The organism is Azospirillum sp. B506 (assembly GCF_000333595.1).
Taxonomy (GTDB): Bacteria; Pseudomonadota; Alphaproteobacteria; order Azospirillales; family Azospirillaceae; genus Azospirillum.
Window position 1 is genome coordinate 1 of record NZ_BADK01000587.1, and the last position, 1,313, is coordinate 1,313.

1 protein-coding gene is annotated in these 1,313 nt (G+C 68.8%); it reads right to left on the bottom strand.

Annotated elements, in window-relative coordinates:
• Window positions 1-223: 223 nt before the first annotated feature.
• Window positions 224-1,105 carry a PDR/VanB family oxidoreductase gene (locus I71_RS17160; RefSeq protein WP_244433890.1) on the bottom strand — a complete coding sequence of 294 codons (882 nt, stop codon included), beginning with the start codon at window positions 1,103-1,105 and terminating at the stop codon, window positions 224-226.
• Window positions 1,106-1,313 lie beyond the last annotated feature (208 nt).

Consider the following 1,313-nt stretch of genomic DNA (forward strand, 5'->3'; position numbering starts at 1 on the left):
GCGACATAGCCGCCGAGCATGGCGAAGGCACCGTGCGCCAGATTGGCAAAGCCCATCAGCCCCATCGTCACCGACAGGCCGACCGAGATCACGAACAGCAGCATCCCATAGGCAAGGCCGTTGAACAGCACATTGCCCAGACTGACCATCATGGTCGTCCCCTCCCCTTGTCTCATGTCAACCGGCGCCGCCCCCGTTCCGGGATTCGGTCAGGCGCCGGTGCTCACAGGCTGCGGTCGGCGGTGTCGATGGTGACGCCGCCCTGCACCGCGCGCGACACGCAGGTGCACATCCGCTTGCCCTCGTCCTTCTGGCGGTCGCTGAAGAAGACGTCGCGATGATCCAGCGCGCCGTCGACCTCCAGCACTTTCACGGTGCACAGCCCGCACTCGCCGCGCCGGCAATCGGAGATCATCGCCACGCCGGCCGCCTCCAGCGCGTCCAGCATGGTCCGGTTCTGCGGCACCTGCAGTTCCAGCCCCAGGCGAGGGATGCGGACGGTGAAGGGTTCCGCCGCGAAGCGGCCGGTGTTGCCGAAGGTCTCGAAGCGCAGGTTGGCGGCAGGCCGGCCGCTGTCGCGCCACAAGCGGCGGACGGCATCGAGCAGGCCGATGGGACCGCAGACATACATCTCGCCGCCGGGATCCAGCGCCGCCACCGCACCCGGCAGGTCGAGCCGTTGCCCCTCCTCCTCGACGGCCACCTCCAGCCGGTCGCCGATCCGCCCGCGCAGCTCCTCGGCGAAGGCCAGATCGCCGCGCGAGCGGCAGCCATAAAGCAGGCGGAACGCCGCGCCCTTGTCGGCTCCCTTGTCGGCTCCCGTCTCCGCCCCCTTCTCCGCCAGGGCCAGCGCCATGCTGTAGATCGGGGTGATGCCGATGCCGCCGGCCACCAGCAGATAGTCCGGCCGGCCATGCGCCAGCGGGAACAGATTGCGCGGCGGCGTGATCGACAGCCGGGCGCCGGGCGCCAGCGACCACAGATAGGCCGAGCCGCCGCGGCTCTGCGGCATGCGCTTCACCGCGATCCTGTAGACAGAGTCGCGGCAGGGACCGACGACGGAGTAGGATCGGGTGTCCGGCCGTTCGCCGATCCGGACCGTCACGGAAATATGGCTGCCCGCCGGCGGCGGCTCGAACCATTCCGTGGGTTCAATCTCGAAAGGTGGAGCCGGGCGGATATTGGCCGACCACCGCCTTGTTGTTCAGCGGCGTCGCCGGGTTCGACAGCAGCTCTTCCCACAATTCGGCGCTGATGCCCATGGGTGACTGGTTGGGGTCCTAGCTGGGATGGGAGCACAGCGCATAGATGCC